This is a genomic window from Pseudoalteromonas rhizosphaerae (genome assembly GCF_028885455.1).
Classification (GTDB): Bacteria; Pseudomonadota; Gammaproteobacteria; order Enterobacterales; family Alteromonadaceae; genus Pseudoalteromonas; species Pseudoalteromonas rhizosphaerae.
In genome coordinates, this window is record NZ_CP118496.1 from 1751831 (window position 1) to 1774964 (window position 23134).

At 41.2% G+C, this 23134-nt stretch carries 23 protein-coding genes; 13 read left to right on the plus strand and 10 right to left on the minus strand.

The annotated features are described in order from the left end of the window. Positions 1–463 precede the first annotated feature (463 nt). From PVK79_RS07490 to PVK79_RS07530, 9 genes are read left to right on the plus strand one after another with little or no spacing between them, the layout of a single operon-like run. Positions 464–751 (plus strand): hypothetical protein, encoded by a 288-nt coding sequence (locus PVK79_RS07490; protein WP_257326793.1) that lies wholly within the window; start codon positions 464–466, stop codon positions 749–751. Beyond that, positions 752–1537 (plus strand): hypothetical protein, encoded by a 786-nt coding sequence (locus tag PVK79_RS07495; protein WP_257326794.1) that lies wholly within the window; start codon positions 752–754, stop codon positions 1535–1537. A gap of 24 nt (positions 1538–1561) precedes the next feature. Then, complete coding sequence (locus PVK79_RS07500) at positions 1562–2305, plus strand: hypothetical protein (protein WP_257326795.1); 744 nt, start codon at positions 1562–1564, stop codon at positions 2303–2305. Continuing rightward, complete coding sequence (locus tag PVK79_RS07505) at positions 2292–3050, plus strand: hypothetical protein (RefSeq protein WP_257326796.1); 759 nt, start codon at positions 2292–2294, stop codon at positions 3048–3050. The genes PVK79_RS07500 and PVK79_RS07505 overlap by 14 nt, the downstream gene beginning before the upstream one ends. Continuing rightward, positions 3037–3795 (plus strand): hypothetical protein, encoded by a 759-nt coding sequence (locus tag PVK79_RS07510; protein WP_257326797.1) that lies wholly within the window; start codon positions 3037–3039, stop codon positions 3793–3795. Before PVK79_RS07505 ends, PVK79_RS07510 begins: the two co-directional genes overlap by 14 nt. Then, entirely contained in the window at positions 3782–4540 is a 759-nt protein-coding gene (locus tag PVK79_RS07515) for a hypothetical protein (RefSeq protein WP_257326798.1), read from the plus strand. The genes PVK79_RS07510 and PVK79_RS07515 overlap by 14 nt, the downstream gene beginning before the upstream one ends. Further along, positions 4527–5285 (plus strand): hypothetical protein, encoded by a 759-nt coding sequence (locus tag PVK79_RS07520; RefSeq protein WP_257326799.1) that lies wholly within the window; start codon positions 4527–4529, stop codon positions 5283–5285. The genes PVK79_RS07515 and PVK79_RS07520 overlap by 14 nt, the downstream gene beginning before the upstream one ends. Next, positions 5272–6030, plus strand: a complete 759-nt coding sequence (locus PVK79_RS07525) for a hypothetical protein (RefSeq protein WP_257326800.1) — start codon at positions 5272–5274, stop codon at positions 6028–6030. Before PVK79_RS07520 ends, PVK79_RS07525 begins: the two co-directional genes overlap by 14 nt. Beyond that, entirely contained in the window at positions 6017–6775 is a 759-nt protein-coding gene (locus tag PVK79_RS07530) for a hypothetical protein (RefSeq protein WP_257326801.1), read from the plus strand. Before PVK79_RS07525 ends, PVK79_RS07530 begins: the two co-directional genes overlap by 14 nt. Positions 6776–6961: 186 nt before the next feature. Here PVK79_RS07530 and der read toward each other — a convergent pair whose 3' ends face one another. From der to ndk, 9 genes are all read right to left on the minus strand, one after another. Continuing rightward, the gene (gene der, locus PVK79_RS07535; protein ID WP_145239710.1) at positions 6962–8428 is read right to left on the minus strand and encodes a ribosome biogenesis GTPase Der; all 1467 of its coding nucleotides are present in this window, start codon (positions 8426–8428) and stop codon (positions 6962–6964) included. A 92-nt stretch (positions 8429–8520) separates the two neighbouring features. Continuing rightward, on the minus strand, positions 8521–9699 hold the full coding sequence (gene bamB, locus PVK79_RS07540) for an outer membrane protein assembly factor BamB (protein ID WP_182757529.1): 1179 nt from the start codon (positions 9697–9699) through the stop codon (positions 8521–8523). A gap of 9 nt (positions 9700–9708) precedes the next feature. After that, positions 9709–10329: a YfgM family protein gene (locus PVK79_RS07545; protein ID WP_145239705.1), complete on the minus strand. Its 621-nt coding sequence runs from the start codon at positions 10327–10329 to the stop codon at positions 9709–9711. Between the two features lie 16 nt (positions 10330–10345). Continuing rightward, complete coding sequence (gene hisS, locus PVK79_RS07550) at positions 10346–11626, minus strand: histidine--tRNA ligase (RefSeq protein ID WP_145239702.1); 1281 nt, start codon at positions 11624–11626, stop codon at positions 10346–10348. A 136-nt stretch (positions 11627–11762) separates the two neighbouring features. Then, on the minus strand, positions 11763–12881 hold the full coding sequence (gene ispG / locus PVK79_RS07555; protein ID WP_145239699.1) for a flavodoxin-dependent (E)-4-hydroxy-3-methylbut-2-enyl-diphosphate synthase: 1119 nt from the start codon (positions 12879–12881) through the stop codon (positions 11763–11765). Positions 12882–12886: 5 nt separating this feature from the next. After that, positions 12887–13756, minus strand: a complete 870-nt coding sequence (locus tag PVK79_RS07560; RefSeq protein ID WP_257326802.1) for a RodZ domain-containing protein — start codon at positions 13754–13756, stop codon at positions 12887–12889. Continuing rightward, positions 13753–15714, minus strand: coding sequence for a type IV pilus biogenesis/stability protein PilW (pilW, locus tag PVK79_RS07565; protein ID WP_257326803.1), 1962 nt, complete (start codon positions 15712–15714; stop codon positions 13753–13755). The genes PVK79_RS07560 and pilW overlap by 4 nt, the downstream gene beginning before the upstream one ends. Before the next feature lie 112 nt (positions 15715–15826). Further along, positions 15827–16960: a dual-specificity RNA methyltransferase RlmN gene (gene rlmN / locus PVK79_RS07570; RefSeq protein WP_145239689.1), complete on the minus strand. Its 1134-nt coding sequence runs from the start codon at positions 16958–16960 to the stop codon at positions 15827–15829. A 171-nt stretch (positions 16961–17131) separates the two neighbouring features. Then, positions 17132–17563: a nucleoside-diphosphate kinase gene (ndk, locus tag PVK79_RS07575; protein WP_008111339.1), complete on the minus strand. Its 432-nt coding sequence runs from the start codon at positions 17561–17563 to the stop codon at positions 17132–17134. A 244-nt stretch (positions 17564–17807) separates the two neighbouring features. On the opposite strand from ndk, the gene PVK79_RS07580 reads away from it, so the two are divergent. The 4 genes from PVK79_RS07580 (at position 17808) to PVK79_RS07595 (ending at position 22089) form a co-directional block, all read left to right on the plus strand. After that, positions 17808–18395, plus strand: a complete 588-nt coding sequence (locus tag PVK79_RS07580) for a hypothetical protein (protein WP_182733855.1) — start codon at positions 17808–17810, stop codon at positions 18393–18395. Between the two features lie 557 nt (positions 18396–18952). Next, entirely contained in the window at positions 18953–20278 is a 1326-nt protein-coding gene (locus PVK79_RS07585; RefSeq protein WP_182733857.1) for a PAS domain-containing methyl-accepting chemotaxis protein, read from the plus strand. 151 nt (positions 20279–20429) lie between these two features. Beyond that, complete coding sequence (gene trhP / locus PVK79_RS07590) at positions 20430–21833, plus strand: prephenate-dependent tRNA uridine(34) hydroxylase TrhP (protein WP_182732105.1); 1404 nt, start codon at positions 20430–20432, stop codon at positions 21831–21833. Between the two features lie 10 nt (positions 21834–21843). Beyond that, positions 21844–22089 (plus strand): YfhL family 4Fe-4S dicluster ferredoxin, encoded by a 246-nt coding sequence (locus PVK79_RS07595; RefSeq protein ID WP_084447949.1) that lies wholly within the window; start codon positions 21844–21846, stop codon positions 22087–22089. Between the two features lie 149 nt (positions 22090–22238). Here PVK79_RS07595 and PVK79_RS07600 read toward each other — a convergent pair whose 3' ends face one another. Beyond that, positions 22239–23126: a LysR family transcriptional regulator gene (locus tag PVK79_RS07600; RefSeq protein WP_182732107.1), complete on the minus strand. Its 888-nt coding sequence runs from the start codon at positions 23124–23126 to the stop codon at positions 22239–22241. Positions 23127–23134: the final 8 nt, after the last annotated feature.

Below are 23134 nucleotides of genomic sequence, written 5' to 3' on the forward strand. Positions count from 1 at the left end.
TCTATTTAAGTTTACATCTTTTAAATAAAGCACAGTTTCCTGAGATTTGCGACATCAGGTAAAACTAAACACTTAAAATGGGTTGTCAATAAAATAGCCATCATTTAGGTCAATTTGCAACACAGCTGTACTATTTAGTACTGCTGCTATTTATTCATAATCACACTTTTTTACTAATAAGTTTAGAATAATAACTGACTTCAACTCTTAGGTTAATATTCTTGGTAATTAAGCACGCTTCATTTGTTAGAAAAGTTTTTTAATCGATTTGTTTTTTATTCTATTCGGATTGAGTATTTCTTTTTAGAATGTACCTAGTATTTAAGGTTGGTTTTTTGTTTTTTTGTTTGTTTTTATGTGAATGAATAGTTTTTCATTGTAACATTGAGCTGTTACTCTAAATTTAACCGAGTATATTTTTTATTCTTTAATTATACGGAAATAATAATATGGTACATTCAGGATGATTGGTTTTAATAGTCAATTTCGTGTTAGTTTTATTTTAAAATTAACTTCACTTCTTCTTTTAATTACAAGTATCAATTTGGCAGCTGTCACAGTGTCAGATATTGGTGCTGTTGACTCTCAAATCAAGCAACTTTCCAGCCAGTCCGATAACGGGCTTAGTCAAATCCCCAATTTAGTTGAGCAGTTAAACGCGGCTGAAACGAGTAATAATACTGAGCGTGAAAAACCGAATCCTAATACAACAGAATTAGATGAAGTATTGGGTGCAATATTAAATAGCTAAATGGGTCTAACAAACCATATTTACGAATATAAATTGTATGATTATCTGCAAAATGAAATGCAGTTACTCGCGGCGGGCACAGATAAAACAGCCATTGTCCATAAAAGTATTAGTTTAAATATTTTGTCAGCAGGCCCGAATGCAGGCGCTGAATCTTTTTTTGTTACCTATTTAAATAGTGATGAAATAGGTGGGCTTAGATTACGTGAAGCGCTGATGTATTTTACTTTACATCCTAACAATGCTGTTAAAGACAGAGTTAGCTTTTTTGCCAGTGAAAAAGGGCACCCTATTTTTAGAGGGCCTGCAAGCTGGGTGTTTGGCAAATTAAGTAGCATTGATGATAGCGCAGCAATTGCGCAGCTAACTGCTGCACTTAATCAGTCCATTATTGACAATTATGGTTTTGATACGCAGTTACTTACGCTGCTGGGGCTTGCTGAGGTTGCAAATATGAGTTATTTAAAGGCCAACTTTTCCAATGTTGGCCTTGATAAGAGCCTACTCGAACTAGGCGAACGTTACATCAATTTTAAGCGCGCAAGCGGTACAAATAAAAGCCAGCTTATTCGCAATACCTTTAATAAAAGCATGACTCGCTATGAAAGAGATGAAGCGCTTGGTTATATTTTAAAAAACAATAAAGCTGATTTATTAAAAGAGTTAGGGCTATTGTTTGATACAGACAACGGCCTTGTTTTATCGCCTGAGCTGGCGCAACTTGCCACTATTTATGGCTACCAAATTAGTGGCAGTGCCGACAACCCCATTATTAGCGCTAAATAATTATTAAAATAGAAGGTTAATAGTGTGAAAAATTTAGTAATGTACATGAGTGTGCTACTGGCGTGTTTTTTGACAACAAGTTGCACTACGGTATTCGATAAGGCTCATGGCTATCGTGGGCCCATTGTTGTGACGATTGAAACAGAGGATGGCTCAGTGCCAGAATTCCCTTTTTTGATAAAGTCGGCCTATTCAGAGTCGTGTGGTCATAGTAGTTGTGGTATTGATTTTGGTTATAAATATTTTAAAACTGCCTATGCTAATGAGCCAATTACCTTCCCACGCGAGCGTTTGGATTTATTACAGCCCAACGCCTATGCATCGATTGAGTTTACGGTTACCCATCCTAATTATCACCACCGCGGATTTCCGCGAGGCTTTGGGCCCACCGATGCTGATGACCCTATTCATATCACGTTTACCGTTAAGCCGTTTACTGAACAAATGAAAAAAGTAGCTGGCTGGGCCGAGCAGGGCAAAGTGATGATGCAGAACGCGGCACCAGATAGTAATGAGCATTTCAATGGGAAAATGCAGCTTTGGCAAGAGCGCTTTAATTTGGGGGCGACGATTACAAGGCACATTACGGTGATCAAAACTTTTTACTTACCCCATTTTTCAAAACGTATGCAACAACGCGTAATTGAAAAGTATCAACCGATTTTTAGAGCCTGGTATTACGGCGTACCTGAAACGGATTGTTGGAGTATGGTTAAATGTAGAAAGCAAATTTTAAAGCCAAGGGAAGCTGAATATGAAGGATTATAAGCGTAAAACTGTACTGCAATTTTACTGTGTGCTACTGGCGTGTTTTTTGACAACAAGTTGCACTACGGTATTTGATAAAGCGCATGGTTATCGTGGGCCCATTGTTGTGACGATTGAAACAGAGGATGGCTCAGTGCCAGAATTTCCTTTTTTGATAAAGTCGGCCTATTCAGAGTCGTGTGGTCATAGTAGTTGTGGTATTGATTTTGGTTATAAATATTTTAAAACTGCCTATGCTAATGAGCCAATTACCTTCCCACGCGAGCGTTTGGATTTATTACAACCCAATGCCTATGCATCGATTGAGTTTACGGTTACCCATCCTAATTATCACCACCGCGGATTTCCGCGAGGCTTTGGGCCCACCGATGCTGATGACCCTATTCATATCACGTTTACCGTTAAGCCGTTTACTGAACAAATGAAAAAAGTAGCTGGCTGGGCCGAGCAGGGCAAAGTGATGATGCAGAACGCGGCACCAGATAGTAATGAGCATTTCAATGGGAAAATGCAGCTTTGGCAAGAGCGCTTTAATTTAGGAAAGACGATTAAAAGGCACATTACGGTGATCAAAACTTTTTACTTACCCCATTTTTCAAAACGTATGCAACAACGGGTAATTGAAAAGTATCAACCGATTTTTAGAGCGTGGTATTACGGCGTACCTGAAACGGATTGTTGGAACAAAATGACTTGCCAAGAACATATTTTAAAGCCAAGGGAAGCTGAATATGAAGGATTATAAGCGTAAAACTGCACTGCAATTTTACTGTGTGCTACTGGCGTGTTTTTTGACAACAAGTTGCACTACGGTATTCGATAAGGCTCATGGCTATCGTGGGCCCATTGTTGTGACGATTGAAACAGAGGATGGCTCAGTGCCAGAATTCCCTTTTTTGATAAAGTCGGCCTATTCAGAGTCGTGTGGTCATAGTAGTTGTGGTATTGATTTTGGTTATAAATATTTTAAAACTGCCTATGCTAATGAGCCAATTACCTTCCCACGCGAGCGTTTGGATTTATTACAACCCAATGCCTATGCATCGATTGAGTTTACGGTTACCCATCCTAATTATCACCAAGGCGGATTTCCGCGAGGCTTTGGGCCCACCGATGCTGATGACCCTATTCATATCACGTTTACCGTTAAGCCGTTTACTGAACAAATGAAAAAAGTAGCTGGGTGGGCGACTGGCCCTAAACAAGACATGCAAAACTTTACACCTGATAGCAGAGAATATAAAAAAGCAGACATTAGGTATCGCCAAGCGCGCTTTAATTTAGGAGATATGATCACAAGGCACATTACGGTGATCAAAACTTTTTACTTACCCCATTTTTCAAAACGTATGCAACAACGGGTAATTGAAAAGTATCAACCGATTTTTAGAGCGTGGTATTACGGCGTACCTGAAACGGATTGTTGGAACAAAATGACTTGCCAAGAACATATTTTAAAGCCAAGGGAAGCTGAATATGAAGGATTATAAGCGTAAAACTGCACTGCAATTTTACTGTGTGCTACTGGCGTGTTTTTTGACAACAAGTTGCACTACGGTATTCGATAAGGCTCATGGCTATCGTGGGCCCATTGTTGTGACGATTGAAACAGAGGATGGCTCAGTGCCAGAATTCCCTTTTTTGATAAAGTCGGCCTATTCAGAGTCGTGTGGTCATAGTAGTTGTGGTATTGATTTTGGTTATAAATATTTTAAAACTGCCTATGCTAATGAGCCAATTACCTTCCCACGCGAGCGTTTGGATTTATTACAACCCAATGCCTATGCATCGATTGAGTTTACGGTTACCCATCCTAATTATCACCAAGGCGGATTTCCGCGAGGCTTTGGGCCCACCGATGCTGATGACCCTATTCATATCACGTTTACCGTTAAGCCGTTTACTGAACAAATGAAAAAAGTAGCTGGGTGGGCGACTGGCCCTAAACAAGACATGCAAAACTTTACACCTGATAGCAGAGAATATAAAAAAGCAGACATTAGGTATCGCCAAGCGCGCTTTAATTTAGGAGATATGATCACAAGGCACATTACGGTGATCAAAACTTTTTACTTACCCCATTTTTCAAAACGTATGCAACAACGGGTAATTGAAAAGTATCAACCGATTTTTAGAGCGTGGTATTACGGTGTACCCGAAACGGATTGTTGGGATATGGTTGACTGTAGAAAGCAAATTTTAAAACCAAGGAAGGCTGAATATGAAGGATTATAAGCGTAAAACTGCACTGCAATTTTACTGTGTGCTACTGGCGTGTTTTTTGACAACAAGTTGCACTACGGTATTCGATAAGGCTCATGGTTATCGTGGGCCCATTGTTGTGACGATTGAAACAGAGGATGGCTCAGTGCCAGAATTCCCTTTTTTAATAGAGTCTGTGTACACAGAGTCGTGTGGTCACAGTAGTTGTGGTATTGACTCTGGTTATAGATACTTAAAAACCACGCATGCTAACGAGCCAATTACCTTCCCACGGGAGCGTTTGGATTTATTGCAGCCCAATGCCTATGCAACAATTCTTTTTAAGGTTACTCATCCTAATTATCACTACAATGTATTTACACGAGGTTTTGCGCCCACCGATGCTGATGACCCCATTCATATCACGTTTACCGTTAAGCCGTTTACTGAACAAATGAAAAAAGTAGCTGGGTGGGCGACTGGCCCTAAACAAGACATGCAAAACTTTACACCTGATAGCAGAGAATATAAAAAAGCAGACATTAGGTATCGCCAAGCGCGCTTTAATTTAGGAGATATGATCACAAGGCACATTACGGTGATCAAAACTTTTTACTTACCCCATTTTTCAAAACGTATGCAACAACGGGTAATTGAAAAGTATCAACCGATTTTTAGAGCGTGGTATTACGGTGTACCCGAAACGGATTGTTGGGATATGGTTGACTGTAGAAAGCAAATTTTAAAACCAAGGAAGGCTGAATATGAAGGATTATAAGCGTAAAACTGCACTGCAATTTTACTGTGTGCTACTGGCGTGTTTTTTGACAACAAGTTGCACTACGGTATTCGATAAGGCTCATGGTTATCGTGGGCCCATTGTTGTGACGATTGAAACAGAGGATGGCTCAGTGCCAGAATTCCCTTTTTTAATAGAGTCTGTGTACACAGAGTCGTGTGGTCACAGTAGTTGTGGTATTGACTCTGGTTATAGATACTTAAAAACCACGCATGCTAACGAGCCAATTACCTTCCCACGGGAGCGTTTGGATTTATTGCAGCCCAATGCCTATGCAACAATTCTTTTTAAGGTTACTCATCCTAATTATCACTACAATGTATTTACGCGAGGTTTTGCGCCCACCGATGCTGATGACCCTATTCATATCACGTTTACCGTTAAGCCGTTTACTGAACAAATGAAAAAAGTAGCTGGCTGGGCGACTGGCCCTAAGCAAGACATGCAAAACTTTACACCTGATAGCAGAGAATATAAAAAAGCAGACATTAGGTATCGCCAAGCGCGCTTTAATTTAGGAGATATGATTACAAGGCACATTACGGTGATCAAAACTATGTACTTACCCCATTTTTCAAAACGTATGCAACAACGGGTAATTGAAAAGTATCAACCGATTTTTAGAGCGTGGTATTACGGTGTACCCGAAACGGATTGTTGGGATATGGTTGACTGTAGAAAGCAAATTTTAAAACCAAGGAAGGCTGAATATGAAGGATTATAAGCGTAAAACTGCACTGCAATTTTACTGTGTGCTACTGGCGTGTTTTTTGACAACAAGTTGCACTACGGTATTCGATAAGGCTCATGGTTATCGTGGGCCCATTGTTGTGACGATTGAAACAGAGGATGGCTCAGTGCCAGAATTCCCTTTTTTAATAGAGTCTGTGTACACAGAGTCGTGTGGTCACAGTAGTTGTGGTATTGACTCTGGTTATAGATACTTAAAAACCACGCATGCTAACGAGCCAATTACCTTCCCACGGGAGCGTTTGGATTTATTGCAGCCCAATGCCTATGCAACAATTCTTTTTAAGGTTACTCATCCTAATTATCACTACAATGTATTTACGCGAGGTTTTGCGCCCACCGATGCTGATGACCCTATTCATATCACGTTTACCGTTAAGCCGTTTACTGAACAAATGAAAAAAGTAGCTGGCTGGGCCGAGCAGGGCAAAGTGATGATGCAGAACGCGGCACCAGATAGTAATGAGCATTTCAATGGAAAAATGCAGCTTTGGCAAGAGCGCTTTAATTTAGGAAAGACGATTAAAAGGCACATTACGGTGATCAAAACTTTTTACTTACCCCATTTTTCAAAACGTATGCAACAACGGGTAATTGAAAAGTATCAACCGATTTTTAGAGCGTGGTATTACGGTGTACCCGAAACGGATTGTTGGAGTATGGTTAAATGTAGAAAGCAAATTTTAAAGCCAAGGGAAGCTGAATATGAAGGATTATAAGCGTAAAACTGCACTGCTTTTTATGATTATACTTTGTGATAAAAGTTGTTATTTAATTTACACATAAAAAAACCTTGTAAGGGTGTGCCCAACAAGGTTCAATTTTACAGCTTACAGCTTACAGCTTACAGCTTACAGCTTACAGCTTACAGCTTACAGCTTACAGCTTACAGCTTACAGCTTATATCATTTATTGCGGTTTTCTTTACTAAATGCGCGGATCTTACGTTTTTGCGAAAGAGTCACTTTATTAGTACGTCCTGCAAATGGGTTATCACCTTCTCTAAACTCGATTTTGATAGGCGTGCCCATAATTTTTAATGCTTTACGATAGTAGTTCATTAGGTAGCGTTTATAGCTATCTGGTAAATCATGTACTTGGTTACCGTGAATTACGATACGTGGTGGGTTATAACCACCCGCGTGCGCGTATTTAAGCTTAACACGGCGACCACGAACCAGTGGCGGCTGGTGATCAGCTTGTGCCATATCCATGATACGGCGCAGCATAGCAGTGCTAATACGCTTAGTTGCTGATTCATAAGCTTCGTCAATTGACTCAAACAAATGACCAACACCTGTACCATGTAAAGCTGAGATAAAGTGTAAGCGTGCAAAGTCAATAAAGCCTAAGCGACGGTCAAGCTCCGATTTAATACGATCTTTCACGTAATCATCAAGGCCATCCCATTTATTCACAGCAATAACCAGTGAGCGGCCAGAATTTAAGGCAAAACCAAGTAAGCTTAAATCTTGATCCGAAATGCCAGCGCGGGCATCTACAACCAATAGCACCACGTTACAATCTTCGATTGCTTGGAGGGTTTTGATCACTGAGAATTTCTCAACCACATCGCTGACTTTTTTGCGTTTACGTACACCAGCGGTGTCGATCAACACGTATTCTTTTTCGTTACGAGTCATTGGAATATAAATAGAATCGCGGGTTGTGCCCGGCATATCATAAACAATAACGCGTTCTTCACCTAATATACGGTTAGTCAGTGTTGACTTACCTACGTTAGGACGACCGATAATAGCGAGTTTTACTGGCTTATCTGCAAATGCTTCATGCGCTGTAGAATCTTCATCATCTTCAGAATATAAATCGATTAACTCGTCGTCATCGCCTTTACCATCATCATTTTGCGCACTCAGCTCTGCAAGCAAAGGCTGTAAGGTGTGTTCAAGTAACAAGGTAATACCACGGCCATGAGCGGCTGCAATATGATGTACTTCACCCAGTGACAATTGGTAAAACTCAGCACAATTTGAGTCAGCATCAATACCATCAGTTTTATTGGCAACAACAAAGCTTTTCTTTTCTTGTTTACGTAAATGGTTGGCAATAGCTTGATCAGCTACTGTCATACCTACGCGTGCATCAACTAAGAATAATACGATGTCGGCTTCTTCAATCGCCAGTAGCGATTGATCAGCCATTTCGATCTCGATGCCTTCTTCAGAGCCATCAATACCGCCCGTGTCTACCACGATAAATTCATAGCCATCGTAATTAGCTTGGCCATATTTTCGATCTCGCGTTAAGCCTGGAAAATCGGCAACGAGTGCATCACGCGTACGTGTTAAACGGTTAAATAATGTGGATTTGCCCACATTGGGTCGCCCAACTAGAGCGATCACGGGAAGCATAAACTACCTCTTAAAAAAACAACAAAAGGCTTCGCATAGCGAAGCCTTAAAAAAATAAATTAACTATTAATAACTTATAGTTATTTAGCAAATTAGTCCGGTATTTTTACCGCACTAACTTCACCATCTCGGGTGTATAAAATCAGTTTGTCGTCAGCAACAATTGGCTCAATAAAAAAGCCTGAACTGTCGAAGTCTTCACGCGATACAAGTTCGCCTGATTCTTTATTCAGCCAATGTAGATTACCTTCTTGGTCACCCATGGCTAAGTAATTTCCTGCTACCGCAGGCCCTGTTAAGTACCAACCACGAAGGGCTGGCTGACTCCAGCGTTCAATGCCAGAGGTTTTATCTAATCCATAAACAACACCATTACTATCTACTACGTAAATAGTTTGGGTATCCATGGCAATTTCACGGTAACTGCTGTATTCGCGTTTCCAGACAACATTACCAGAGCGAATATCTACAGCTGCTAAGTTACCATTATAGGCAATAGCATACGCATAAGGACCACTGATCAGAGGTTGTGTATCAACATCCACTAAACGTTCGAATTCTGATGCGCCTTTTGCTGTAGCAATTTCAGCACTCCACGCAGAGTAACCACTATCAGAGATAAGTACACTTAACTTGCCTGTTTCAAGGCCAACTAATACACCGCCGTTAGCAACGGTCGGAGAGCTTTGTCCGCGTAGTGTTAATGCGGGTACTTCTTGCTCATGACTCCAACGCTCTTCACCGGTATCAGGGTGAAGGGCTAATAATTTACCTGAGCCTAGGTTAACATATATAAGGCCATCACCGGCAGCTGGTTTTGATAACACTTCACCGGGAACTTTTTTGCGCCAAACAACATCACCCGTTTCACGGTCAAGGGCAACTAAATAACCATGCTCAGAGCCGATAAAAATTTTACCATAAGCTTGTAAAATACCACCGGATAATTTTGCACTAATGTCGCTTTGCCATGGCCAAAAGGTCAAATTTTCGCGAACATCCGTCTCCCAAAGAGTATTACCGTTTTCAAGCGATAGCGCTTCGACTTTACCAGCGCGGCTTGCTACAAAAACACGGTCTTTATATACCGCCGGTGTTAGCCGAGAAAAGTAATGTTCAACACCGTCACCAATGCTTTCTTGCCAAATTACTTTGGTTTCAAACTGATTAACGATTTCAGGCAATACCAGTTCGTCTTCGTCATCGCTTGATGAACAACCGACTAAGGTTGCCATACATAGCGCTATGGTTGCCGCTGTTAATTTTTTCATGGTAACCCCTTACGCCGTTGGGCTAGTTACTGCTAAGTCATCAAGTTTGATTTGCAATAATGGGTTATTCTCCAGACCGCCCGCATCTGCAGCAGTCTGATAAGCGGTGCGAGCTTGATTTGCATCGCCTTGAGCTGTGTATATATCACCTTTAAGCTCAGCGACTGTTGCAGTGAATGAATCTGCAAGTTTAGCGTTAAGCGTTGTTAAAGCTTGGTCGTATTGCTGCTGTGCTATTTGCACGCGAGCTAAACGGGTGGTCGCCGTTGCTTTTAAATCTGCATTGGTAACATTATTCATTATCCAGCTGAGCTTTTCACTGGCTACATCAAGTTGACCTTTTTCTACGGCTTCTTTAGCAGCAACAAAGGCTGCAAGTGCGCTGTAGTTAGTATCTTTGTGCTCTGCGATAAATGTATCTGCCGAACCTAATACTTCGCCACCTTCAACCAGCTGAGTATATGCATCAGAGGCACTTTCAGCAGTTGTAATTTGATTTTGGTTATATGCTTTCCAGCCATACAGGCCACCTAAACCAAGCACTACACCTAGCGCCAGTGATACACCATTTTCACGAAAAAAACGTTTGATCGCTTCAGCTTGTTGTTCTTCTGTTGAATAAATATCCATTACTACCTCGTCTTTTTTAGCTGTTTATTAGCTCAGCTAAAAGCGTTTTAATTTGTTCTAATTCTAAGGTGACCTGTTCTTTACGCTCACGTAAATACTTAACTGTCACTACGCCTTGTTCTAATTCATCTTCGCCGATAATCAGTGCAACGAGTGCATCGCTTTTATCTGCGCGTTTAAGTTGTTTCTTAAAGTTACCGCCACCGGCATGGACCATGATACGTAAGCCAGGTACTTCAGCACGTAATTTAGCTGCGATAATAGGGGCTTGAATGCTGGCTTTGTCGCCCATCGCTGCCAAATATACATCAGCGTTACGACGAATGTCACCAACACATTCCAATGCTTGTAACATTAACACTAAACGTTCCAGACCCATAGCAAAGCCCACAGCTGGCGTTGCTTTGCCACCTAATTGCTCAACTAAGCCATCATAACGGCCACCTGCACATACAGTACCTTGTGAGCCGAGGCTATCTGTAACCCACTCAAAAACAGTGCGGTTATAGTAATCAAGGCCACGGACTAACTTTTCATTAACCGTGTATATGACGCCTGCGGCGTCTAAACGTTCACATAAATTTTCAAAATGTTCTTTTGATTCAGCATCTAAGTGTTCAGACAGTTTTGGTGCATCAACTAAAACCGCTTGTACATCAGGGTTTTTGCTATCTAGCACGCGCAGTGGGTTGCTGTACATACGACGTTTTGAGTCTTCGTCTAGTGCATCAATATGTTGCTCAAGATATGCCACAAGTGCATCACGGTACTGCGCGCGAGCTTCGTTTGAACCTAAAGAATTAAGCTCTAAACGAACATGTTCGCTGATGCCAAATTGTTGCCATAATTGCGCCGTCAGTAAAATCACTTCAGCGTCAATATCAGCGCTGGCAATACCGAAGGTTTCTAAACCAAATTGGTGAAACTGACGATAGCGACCTTTTTGCGGACGTTCATGACGAAACATTGGGCCCATATACCAAAGGCGTTGCTCTTGGTTATACAGTAAGCCGTTTTGATTACCAGCACGTACACATACAGCGGTACCTTCAGGACGAAGTGTTAAGCTGTCGCCATTATTGTCGGCGAAGGTGTACATTTCTTTTTCAACGATATCGGTGACTTCACCAATTGAGCGTTTAAAAAGATCGGTTGATTCTACAATTGGAAAACGAATTTCTTGATAACCGAACGATGCTACTGTCTCGCGTAAGATGTTTTCTACTTTCTGCCAAACTTGGGTATCGCCCGGCAGACAATCGTTCATTCCACGTATTGCCTGAATTTGTTTTGCCACTGCTAAATCCTAAAAACTGTTTTTTGCGTAATAAAAGATGACTACACAACAAGAATGCTAAAAATTGACCCGTCATTATAGCGTTCTAGCTATAAAGGTAAACGGCAAACGGCTTTGTTTGCCGACTATATTGTATTTATTCGACGATTTTAATGTCGATAGGGGTCTGTTTTTCTTTTTGTGCGATAAAGTCGCGTACATAGCCTTCGAGTTGATCAACAATATTGTTGTTATCAATTCGGGCTTTTTGACGTTCGCCATTAATATAAAGGCCCGAGCGACGGTTTGCACCAGCTAAACCAATATCACTCACTAACGCTTCGCCAGGTCCATTGACCACACAACCAATAACCGATACTGATACCGGTTCGATGATATCTTCCAAACGCTCTTCAAGTTGGTTCATGGTACTAACCACATCAAACTCTTGACGTGAACAGCTCGGACAGGCAATAAAGTTAATCCCGCGAGAGCGAATGCGCAGTGATTTTAAAATATCAAAACCGACTTTGATCTCTTGCACTGGATCAGCCGCCAAAGATACTCGCAGTGTATCGCCGATACCTTCGGCAAGTAACATACCTAAGCCTACAGCTGATTTCACTGAGCCTGAACGCATACCGCCTGCTTCTGTGATCCCCAAGTGCAGAGGTTGGTCAATTTCTTTAGCAAGTAAGCGATATGCTCCCACAGCTAAAAACACATCAGAAGCTTTTACTGATATTTTAAATTGATCAAAATCTAAACGGCGCAAAATATTTACATGGCGCATGGCTGATTCAAGTAACGCTTCAGGCGTTGGTTCGCCGTACTTTTCTTGTAAATCACGCTCTAATGAGCCGCCATTAACACCAATACGAATTGGAATGTTGTGCTCACGGGCAGCATCGACTACCGCGCGAATACGCTCTTCACTGCCAATGTTGCCAGGATTAATACGTAAACAATCAACACCATACTTTGCTACTTGCAAAGCAATACGATAATCAAAGTGAATATCTGCAACCAGTGGAATGGTGACTTGTTCTTTTATGCTTCTAAATGCTTCGGCGGCGTCCATAGTCGGCACGGAAACACGCACTATATCGGCGCCGGCATCTTGAATAGCTTGAATTTGTGCAACAGTTGCATCAACATCCATGGTATCGGTGTTGGTCATTGATTGCACGGCAATAGGGGCGCCATCACCGATCGGTACGTTACCCACATTGATGCGGGTAGATTTTCTGCGTTTAATGGGAGATTCTGAAAACATAGTGACTACTCTGTTAACGGTAAATTAAATTTGGCTAAACGATTTTTTGGGAAACTGGAAATATCAATCTTTTCACCGTCAAGAGTGATATCAACAGCTTGATGCTTACCAAGCACGATAGAAAAAGGCAGATGACCTGATAAAGTCATATCATAACCCGCTTTTTTAACACCAAACGCCACTTTATCACCTTTGCCGTCATGAACTTCAACCCAACTTTCTTCATTGAAATGCATAACTATGGTGCCAAGGCCATCATTTTGTGCCTCGTTTGACGTTTCGCTCGGGGCAACGTCTAGTTCGGTATCGGCTTGTTGCTCCATAATTTGCGCCGCAGTGGGGTCATCAATCGATTCATCAGGACCAGCTTGTTCTAACAGACTGTTCGACGCCACGTCAGGCTCTGCCTGTGCGACTGCAACTGTCTCTTCGGCAAAGCTATTTAAAGATTGCGTTACAACTTGTTCGTCAAGAGGGGTTGAATTTTGCCACCACCATAATGCGGATGAACCAATAACAATTGCCAGAATAACGTAACTCACCAGCATCAACCGACTATCATGGGCTTCTTTTTCTGTTCGTCTAGAAAAGCTTTGCATGTTGGTTTTTTTAACGGTTTCCTGAGGTTCAGGGAACAGCGCTAAAACGGCCGCAGTATCTAAATTAAAGGCGCGACAATAACTTTTTGCATAACCTTTAACAAAGGTAGCAGGGCCGATTAATTGGTGTTCGTCATTCTCAAGACGTTGTAATTGCAACACCGATAATTTTAAATTTTTTGCCAACTCTTCTAAGCTGACATTCGCTTGCTCGCGGCTACTTTTTAAAGTTTGGCCAAGAGTGAGCGTTGTTGATTCCGTATTTTCATCATTCATAATGAGTATGATTCAGGGTCCACTAGTAACAGTCTATGCCCAGGTTTAAGTGCAACATCCGGGCTTAATTTATTCCATCGCATTAACTGATCAATTAACAAGCGACGCTTGGTGGCAATACTATACAAAGTATCACCGACGTTAATTTCGTAATAAATGTTGGGATCGTTGAGATAAATTTTCGTCCCATTGACCACCCGATCAGATTCTTTCAGACCATTCCATTGGAGTAATTTCTGTAGTTTAACATTGTATCGTACTGAAATGCTAAATAGGTTTTCACCATCTTGCAAAACATGGTAAGGCGTCGTTAATTGTGGGATCCGCGAATTTAGCAACGGTGCGTGAGTATTTTGTTGCGGATCTTGAAAACGGATCTCAGGTGTAGGGCTATATCCAGACTCTGCGAAGACGGCGGCGTTGCGTTTTGGCTGGTAAAAAACCACCTTTTCGTCATCCGTTAATTGCTCACTAAATTGTGCTTGGCTTGGGGTTGAAGCTTGTCTGTTATTTGCAACTGCTTGGCTATCCGTGGGCGCACCAAAAGAAACAATTTTTACACCATCTTGTGCTTTACTGCTGCGAGCAAGCGTTTGGGGAGGCGTTGCGGCAGTCGCTGTGGGCGCTGTTGCTAAATGCACAGTTGGTATTGCCAATGCTTTAGCAACAGCCTCCTCAGAGGCTAATGATGCAATGTCCGTCGCTTGAGTTGAATTTACAGCTGGATTGTTTGGTGTTTGTGCGACCACCAGAGCAGACATTACTGCGGCAGGATCATTATTGTTTGCTGGAGCACTGATCTGTACAGCGGTAGTATCAACGTTTGTTTGCACTGGCGTTGTTATTGCTGTGGTACTTAAAGCCGCCAAAATACCACTCGTATCGACAGGTGTTGATACTGTTGCTTGGCTTTGCTGGCTACTTTGTGATGCGGTGCTTTGCGTTGGCGTAACCGGTGAGGTTAGCAACGCGGCAGTTAATTCATTGCTGCTTGCATTGTTATTTTTAACGGCCATTGTTGGCGTTGTGATACTTTGCGCCGACGTACTAGTTGCTGGCGCTTTTTTCTTTTTTACAATGCGTATTTTGGGTGCCGAAATCACCTCTCCCGCAGGGCTATTTGCTTGTAGCTCATCTAATTTTGCTTGGCGGTATTGCGAGCGCAGTATTTCAAACTCACTACGTTTGATTTTTTGCTCGCGAATGATCCCCGCTTCACTTGAGGTTGGGTAGGTTTGCAATATCATTGCCGCAGTGGTTTCGGCTTTTTCAATGTGGCCCATGCGCTGCTCAACTAAATAGCTTAATAGCAATGAGCGAGACGATACTTGACCACTATTCTCATAACGCTCGAGTATTTCTTTTGCTCTATGTAAATCACTTTTAGCGTAATACAAAGCGGCTAAACTGATCAGTGATGAGGCACGCATTGAACTGTGATTAATGGCCGATTTGAAATATTTTTCAGCGTTATCAAAATCATCAAACTCAATGGCGCACAGAGCTAAATTTTCATAACTTTCTGCTACTCGTATATAACTTGGGATGGCAATGGCTTTGAGTAGTTGTTCTGTGGCGCGGTCGTACTCGTCAATACCGCATAAAAATACCCCGTAGTTATTTCGGGTATTAGGATCATTGGGATCAATTTTTATTGCTTTTTGATAGGCTTTATCGGCTTGTACGTTTTCGCCGACTTGTTGGTAATAATAAGCAAATGAATAATGGACTTCAGGAAGATCAGGAGAGAAAGACGCGGCGCGTTCGAGGTTATACTTTGCTTGCGAGCTATTACCAGTGCTTAAATATTCTAATGCTAAGGCTATTCGGGTACGTGCTGCGCCGGTATTATTGATTTTATTTTCAACGACTGGTTTGTCATTGCCATCATAACTATTTTCAGTTACACACCCTGTTAAAGCGAGTGCACTGATAGTTAAAGCAAGTAAAGATCGCATTACTTCTTCTCTTTATTATTGTCCATGCACCTATATTACCGAAAAGCCCTTATCTTGCATCATTTATTTAAAAATAAAGCAGCGCTAAGGGCTTTTGATTCACGACAACAGATTATGCTTGGTGGATATTAACCGCAATCGCATTATCGTCGCGCATTTTCTTTTTCGCTAAACGTTTTGTACGGTCAACTACATCACCAACTAACTGGCCGCAGGCCGCATCAATATCATCACCGCGAGTACGACGAACAATACAGGTAATACCTGCTGCTTGTAGCACTTTTGAAAAGCGGTCAATACGGCTGTTACTAGAGCGTGTATATTCGTTACCTGGGAATGGGTTAAACGGGATAAGGTTCACTTTAGATGGTGTGCCTTTGAGTGTTTTAACTAATTCATGGGCTTGATCTGTGCTGTCGTTAATGCCATTTAGCATCACATACTCAATGGTCACATCTTTATTGGCTTTAGAGCCATCAATGTAACGACGACACGCCGCTAAAAACTCTTCAATTGGGTATTTTTTATTGATTGGCACTAAAATATCACGTAATGCGTTATCAGGTGCGTGTAGAGAAATAGCCAATGCAACGTCGATTTTTTCTTTCAATAAATCAAGTGCAGGCACCACACCAGAGGTACTTAAAGTAACGCGGCGTTTAGATAAACCAAAACCCCAATCGTCCATCATTAATTCCATTGCCGGAACTACGTTTTTAAGATTAAGCAATGGCTCGCCCATGCCCATCATAACGACGTTGGTGACCGGACGCTTTTCACTGTTGCCATCAAGGCCTATGTCTTTGGCCACACGCCAAACTTGGCCGATAATTTCAGATACTTTTAAGTTACGGTTAAACCCTTGCTGCGCTGTTGAGCAAAATGTACATTCAAGCGCACAACCAACTTGCGATGATACACACAAGGTGGCACGTTCTTTTTCTGGGATCCACACGGCTTCAACTTCTTGGCCGCCTTCAAGTATCAGCGCGTACTTGATTGTACCGTCACTGGCTTGTTGGCGTACGGTGATTTCAGGCGCGACAATTTCACATTCTGCTTTTAGTTTTTCTTTCAGCTTTTTGTTAACGTTGCTCATTTCGTCAAAGTTATCAACGCCAAAATGATAAATCCATTTCATCACCTGATCGCCACGGAATGGCTTTTCACCGAACGATACAAATAACTCGCGCATTGCATCTCGGTTTAAATCTAATAAGTTAATCTTTTTTTGCTCAGTGGTCATGAAACAACCTTAATCAGTGACGGTGGTGATAAAAATTTACAAAGGCGAATTGTACACAATTCACTCACTTTAATCATTAAGTAAAACATCATAAATTAGATAATTAATACTTTAACTAATGACTAAAAAAGGGCTCGAAAGCCCTTTTTACTTTTGCTTAGCGCGTTCGAATTAACGAGTACGTGGGCAAAGCTCTTCGTCTGCGAAGAAGTACGCGATTTCGCGAGCAGCAGATTCAACAGCGTCTGAACCGTGAACAGCATTTTCGTCGATGCTATCAGCGTAGTCAGCACGTAAAGTACCAGCTAGTGCTTCAGCAGGGTTAGTAGCACCCATGATTTCGCGGTTTTTAAGAACAGCGTTTTCGCCTTCAAGAACTGTAACCATTACTGGACCAGATGTCATGAAAGATACTAAAGCACCAAAGAAAGGACGCTCGCTGTGTTCTGCGTAGAAACCTTCCGCTTTCTCTTGTGAAAGGTGAACCATTTTAGCTGCAACGATTTTAAGGCCAGCAGTTTCGAAACGGTTGTAGATAGCGCCGATGTGGTTTTTAGCAACTGCATCAGGTTTTACGATTGAGAAAGTACGCTCTAAAGCCATCTTTATGCTCCAATAATTTTTAAGTAAAAGTGTGAATATTAACGGGCGCGAATTATACGCGTTTTAGTAGGCAATGCCTAGTTTTATTAAAAACTAGCTTGATGACAATTGTGCGATATTTAAATAACCTCGGACCGATTATAGGAAATAGGGCTTTATTAGCAGGAAATTATTACTGTGTCGTAATTGTTTCATAAATTTGAGTTGTAATTAGAAAATTGAATATCTTAAAAAGGAAATAATAATGAAAAAGTTATTTGTGATTGTGCTGTTAGCCAATTTTATTACAGCGTGTGGTTCAGACAACGAGGCTGCATTAGAGTGCCCGCCTACAGCTATTGCAATTGATATAAATAAGATTGAATTAGCGGTTAATGGTGGTGAGTACCAAGCGAATACTTTAATTTCTTATGATAAAGTTGACTTATCATTTGAAGCTTCAGGAGCCAATGTTTACAGCGATGGTAACGAACTTGATGAAGGCAAAACTTATGCTGAAAATTGCGTAACTTTGCCTGTTGTTATTCCGGCTAATAATAAATTAACTAAGCTTAATATTTATTCGTCCGCTGACTTTAGTGCTGATTTAACATCTGGCAGCAGTTTAAATGATGTGTTTAGTGTCATTGAATTTAATATTGAGAACAGCCAAGAAGCTATTACAGTTGCAAAAGTGCAAGAGTCACTACCCGTTATGATGCAAAGATACTTTAATTTTACGCTCAATACAGCGCCTGAATTTGAAAGCAGCCATGTGTTTTATATCGAAATAAGCTTAGATAATGGCAAGCAGTTTTTATTACAAACACCTGAGGTGTTACTTTCTAAGTAACTCTTTGGTGATAGCTTGTAAGAACGATTGGCTGCAAGGTTTAAATGCCATTGCAGCTAATTAACATGTGCTCCCATCTACCTTACTGGATTATCTGCAGTTTGTAGACTGAAGTGGTCGACATATTGTTCTAACGAAAAAGTATCTAGGCAAAGATTACAAAAATGTAAAAAGTAACCACTTTAACTATTCACTTAGGCTCGCTTTGTTGCTGCCAGATATACTTTTTTAAAACAACTAAAAGCTGAATAATCAGCAGTCATGCCCCGCCTTTGTGACGGAAGAATTGATGAGCAATGTTTTCATTATTTTGATTATATTTAAGTTTATCTTAGTGGAATTGGTATTTTCATTTTCTTTTTAGGTAAAAAATTCTTATCCATCACAGAAAAAGAAATATTTTAACTCTTTTTGAGCTAGAAATAGTTATATTACGTACAATAGTATAACTAGCTTTAAGCTACACTTTTTTTATATTGTTTAGTCGTTTTCATTTTATTAGATACGTTTTCTGGCTAAAAATGTATACCGTGCACACTAAATAACTAGGGTAACATATGTTTTTTAACCAATCTTTTAAAAATAAAATTGCCGAATTAGAAGGCATGCTTGCTATTGGCGAGCAGGTAAAGCAAAGTCTAGAGAGCGAAATGCTTGTTCTAGAGCTCGATAAACAGGGCCATGTGAGCAGACAGAACACTAATTTTGAACGCGAATTTAACTACTCAGATAGACAGTTATTGGAGCAAAGTGTACTTAATTTTATACCTGAAAATGCCAGACAAAATCCTGATTTTAACTCATTTAAAAAAGCGATAAAGGACTGTAAACATTGGGCTGGGGCAATTCAATTTACACACCAAGATGGAAAACGCGATTGGTTGCGGAGCATTTTACACCCAATAACCGATCAGCATGGGCAGTTTATTCATCTTACTTTGCACTGCACTTTGTTAACGCGAACTATAGAAACTTCCCGTGAAAATCAAGATTTAATTAAAGCACTGCATCGCTCTACAGCTGTGATTGAATTTGACACCAATGCAATCGTATTAAGAGCAAACGATAACTTTTTAAAAGGTATGGGTTATTCTGAGCGAGAAGTAGTCGGTCAACATCACCGTATTTTTTGTGAGTCGGATGAAGCCAATTCAGCCGGATATGATGCGTTTTGGAAGCGATTACGCAAGGGCGAATACATCGCAAGTCGTTTTAAACGCATTGATAAATATGGCAATACTGTATGGTTAGAAGCGTCTTATAATCCTATTTTTAATGAGGCGAATGAGCTTTATAAAATAGTTAAATTTGCCACTGTGATCACTGAACAGGTAGAAAGAGAGCAGGCTATTGCAGCTGCTGCAAGTATTGCCCATAGCACATCAACAGAGACCGACAATATCGCCGATCAAGGTGCGCAAGTAGTACAACAAACAGTACAAGTTATGAATGAATTAGCCGTTCAAATGGAGCAAGCCGGCAAAGAGATTTCAGCACTAGATAAGCAGTCTCAGGTTATAGCAAATATAGTACAAAGTATTAGTAGCATTGCCGACCAGACGAATCTATTAGCGCTTAATGCCGCGATTGAAGCAGCCCGAGCGGGCGATCAAGGCCGTGGTTTTGCGGTAGTTGCCGATGAAGTTCGCCAATTAGCTTCAAGAACCAGTAAAGCAACCGAAGAGATTGTTGATGTGGTACAACAAAATCAAAGTTTAACGCAATCAACAGTGGCGGTTATTGAACAAGGCAAAGTTAAAGCACAACAAGGCTTAGAGCTGTCCAACGAGTCTGGCATTGTAATGAGCAAAATTAAAAAAGGTGCGCAACAAGTCGTTGATGCTGTTAGTCAGTTTGCAAACCAGCTCGGGAGTAAAAATTGATTTAACGAGCAGAAGGATCCTGCTAGTTGATTACAGTCTTTTATGATCTTGATCAAGGTTGCGGTTAATCGTAATCCTTATACTTGCGCGCTTTATTTACCTTAACTATTCATGCAACCGACTTGTACTCGGTTCGATGTATGGAGCGCACATGCCGTCAGCCACTAATACCTCAGAGTTTTTTTCAACTAAACCATTTATCCCAGAGTTATTGTCACCAGCAGGCAGTTTAAAAAACATGCGTTATGCCTTTGCTTATGGGGCTGATGCGGTGTATGCCGGGCAACCTCGTTATAGCTTGCGAGTGCGTAATAATGAATTTGATCTGGAAACGTTAAAAATAGGCATTGATGAAGCGCATGCGCTGAATAAAAAGTTTTATGTAGTATCAAACATTGCCCCGCACAATGCCAAAGTGAAATCGTATTTACGTGATATTGAACCGGTAATTGCTATGGGGCCAGATGCGCTGATCATGTCAGATCCGGGTTTAATCATGCTAGTACGTGAAAAATGGCCTGATATGGCTATTCATTTATCAGTACAAGCAAACGCAGTTAACTACGCAAGCGTACAGTTTTGGGCGAAGCAAGGTATTGAACGGGTGATTTTGTCCCGCGAGCTATCACTTGAAGAAATAAGTGAAATTCGCACGCTTTGCCCAGAAACAGAGCTAGAAGTATTTGTACATGGCGCATTATGCATGGCGTATTCTGGCCGTTGTTTGTTGTCAGGTTATATTAATAAACGCGATCCAAATCAAGGCACCTGTACCAATGCATGCCGCTGGGAATACGATGTAAAACCGGGTGTTGAAAACGAAACCGGTGAAATGGTACATAAATTTGATCCTCAGCAGATTATTCCTACTCTTGGCGACGGCGCACCAAGTAACGATATTGTTATGCTTGAAGAGCAAGGCCGCCCAGGTGAATATATGCCCGCTTTTGAAGACGAGCACGGCACTTATATCATGAACTCAAAGGATTTACGCGCCGTGCAATACGTAGAGCAGCTTACAAAAATGGGCGTGCATAGCTTAAAAATAGAAGGCCGTACTAAATCGTTTTATTATGTTGCGCGTACAGCACAGGTTTATCGTAAAGCAATCGACGATGCCGCAGCAGGAAAACCATTCGACGCTGATTTATTTAAAACATTAGAAAACCTAGCCCATCGCGGTTACACCGAAGGCTTTTTAAAGCGCCACGCCCATCAAGATTATCAAAACTACGAATACGGCCATTCAGTTTCTACCAAGCAACAATTTGTTGGCGAAGTATTAGGGCGAAATGCCACTGGTTTAGTTGAGATTGATGTTAAAAACAAATTCTGTGTGGGTCATTCATTAGAGCTGATGACCCCTAAAGGTAATATTAGCTTTACCCTTGAATGCATGGAAAACAAAAAAGGCGAAAGTATTACCGATGCTAAAGGTTCAGGCCACATAGTAAAAATTCCACTGCCTGATACTATCGATTTAGAGCACGCCATACTTATGCGCAACTTGGATGAAAACCAAGACACCCGCAATCCTTTCAAACAAGCTGTTTAACGGGTAAATCATGGCATTACTAATAAACAGCAAATGCATTAACTGCGACATGTGCGATCCAGAGTGCCCTAACGAAGCCATTTATATGGGCGCTAAAATCTACCAAATCGACCCTGCAAAGTGCACCGAATGCGTAGGCCACTACGACAAACCCACCTGCGTGAGCGTATGCCCCATTGATTGTATAAAGCCCGATCCGAATCATCGTGAAAGTATAGATGAACTGGCGGAGAAGTATGTGAGATTGATGGGTTAAAAAGCACTGCCCATTATTACCGAAAAATTTAAACGCTTTATAGATACGTTTATGGCAGTTTTTAAATTTTGCAGACAGTGTCTGCAAAATTTAGCTGGTTAACTCTTACCTTTCTCTTTTAACCATATACATCTAACTGCATTGATCCCCTACTGAATTGTAGCGCATTTAGACTTTAAGAATTCTAAAAATACTTTTACCTTTTCTAGCGGGTATTTCCTGCCTGCATAAAATGCGTATAACACCAGATCTTCTGGTTCATGGTCGAGTTTAATATTGATCAATGAGCCGTTGTCTATATCTTCTTGGCATGCATGAGTGGGTAAAATGGCATAGCCGAGTCCTTTTAGTGCAGCGGCTTTGGCCATGTTGCCACTGTTTACTTTAAAATTAGATTTTACTTGCACTGCTTGTTGTTGTTTAAAACGCCAAGGCATACCTTGCAGTACTGATAAGCTAGTAATACAAGGAACTTTACTTAACTCATCTAGCGAGCGAGGCGGTGGCGCATTGTTTATCAGTTGTGGCGCGCCAACAATGCAACTGGGCCAGCGCAGCAGTTCTTTAGCAATCCAACCTGAATCGTCCAATGGCCCACGGCCAAAGCGTAGCACCAAATCAAACCCCTCTAACAAGCCTTCGGTTGGATTTAATTGTGTATCGCAACTTAGTTGTATTTGTGGATGCACAGAGCAAAACTCTGCGCTTATTTCGGCTAAAAAAGGCAGATCAGGCATGATGATTTTAAGGTGCCCGGCAAGAGAATCACCATACACAGACACCTCTTCTAGCGAGTCATTCATTGCTTGTATCAGTGGGGTGATAGATTGATAAAGTTGTTTTCCTGCAGCTGTTGCAATCATTTTTCGGGTGGTACGTTGTAATAACCTTAAATTAAGTTGCTTCTCTAATAACGCGACATGGCGGCTAACATTAGATGTAGGCAATTGCAGTTGTTCGGCTGCGAGTTTAAAGCTCAGTTGTTCATATACGCACTGAAAGCTGAGTAACCACTGAAGTTCGATTTTATCAATCATTAATTAAC

Coding starts and splice junctions, on each gene's coding strand:
- PVK79_RS07490 (WP_257326793.1), top strand. CDS start 464: ATGATTGGTTTTAATAGTCAATTTCGTGTTAGTTTTATTTTAAAATTA.
- PVK79_RS07495 (WP_257326794.1), top strand. CDS start 752: ATGGGTCTAACAAACCATATTTACGAATATAAATTGTATGATTATCTG.
- PVK79_RS07505 (WP_257326796.1), top strand. CDS start 2,292: ATGAAGGATTATAAGCGTAAAACTGTACTGCAATTTTACTGTGTGCTA.
- PVK79_RS07510 (WP_257326797.1), top strand. CDS start 3,037: ATGAAGGATTATAAGCGTAAAACTGCACTGCAATTTTACTGTGTGCTA.
- PVK79_RS07515 (WP_257326798.1), top strand. CDS start 3,782: ATGAAGGATTATAAGCGTAAAACTGCACTGCAATTTTACTGTGTGCTA.
- PVK79_RS07520 (WP_257326799.1), top strand. CDS start 4,527: ATGAAGGATTATAAGCGTAAAACTGCACTGCAATTTTACTGTGTGCTA.
- PVK79_RS07525 (WP_257326800.1), top strand. CDS start 5,272: ATGAAGGATTATAAGCGTAAAACTGCACTGCAATTTTACTGTGTGCTA.
- PVK79_RS07530 (WP_257326801.1), top strand. CDS start 6,017: ATGAAGGATTATAAGCGTAAAACTGCACTGCAATTTTACTGTGTGCTA.
- der (WP_145239710.1), bottom strand. CDS start 8,428: ATGCTTCCCGTGATCGCTCTAGTTGGGCGACCCAATGTGGGCAAATCC.
- bamB (WP_182757529.1), bottom strand. CDS start 9,699: ATGAAAAAATTAACAGCGGCAACCATAGCGCTATGTATGGCAACCTTA.
- PVK79_RS07545 (WP_145239705.1), bottom strand. CDS start 10,329: ATGGATATTTATTCAACAGAAGAACAACAAGCTGAAGCGATCAAACGT.
- ispG (WP_145239699.1), bottom strand. CDS start 12,881: ATGTTTTCAGAATCTCCCATTAAACGCAGAAAATCTACCCGCATCAAT.
- PVK79_RS07560 (WP_257326802.1), bottom strand. CDS start 13,756: ATGAATGATGAAAATACGGAATCAACAACGCTCACTCTTGGCCAAACT.
- pilW (WP_257326803.1), bottom strand. CDS start 15,714: ATGCGATCTTTACTTGCTTTAACTATCAGTGCACTCGCTTTAACAGGG.
- rlmN (WP_145239689.1), bottom strand. CDS start 16,960: ATGACCACTGAGCAAAAAAAGATTAACTTATTAGATTTAAACCGAGAT.
- ndk (WP_008111339.1), bottom strand. CDS start 17,563: ATGGCTTTAGAGCGTACTTTCTCAATCGTAAAACCTGATGCAGTTGCT.
- PVK79_RS07580 (WP_182733855.1), top strand. CDS start 17,808: ATGAAAAAGTTATTTGTGATTGTGCTGTTAGCCAATTTTATTACAGCG.
- PVK79_RS07585 (WP_182733857.1), top strand. CDS start 18,953: ATGTTTTTTAACCAATCTTTTAAAAATAAAATTGCCGAATTAGAAGGC.
- trhP (WP_182732105.1), top strand. CDS start 20,430: ATGCCGTCAGCCACTAATACCTCAGAGTTTTTTTCAACTAAACCATTT.
- PVK79_RS07595 (WP_084447949.1), top strand. CDS start 21,844: ATGGCATTACTAATAAACAGCAAATGCATTAACTGCGACATGTGCGAT.
- PVK79_RS07600 (WP_182732107.1), bottom strand. CDS start 23,126: ATGATTGATAAAATCGAACTTCAGTGGTTACTCAGCTTTCAGTGCGTA.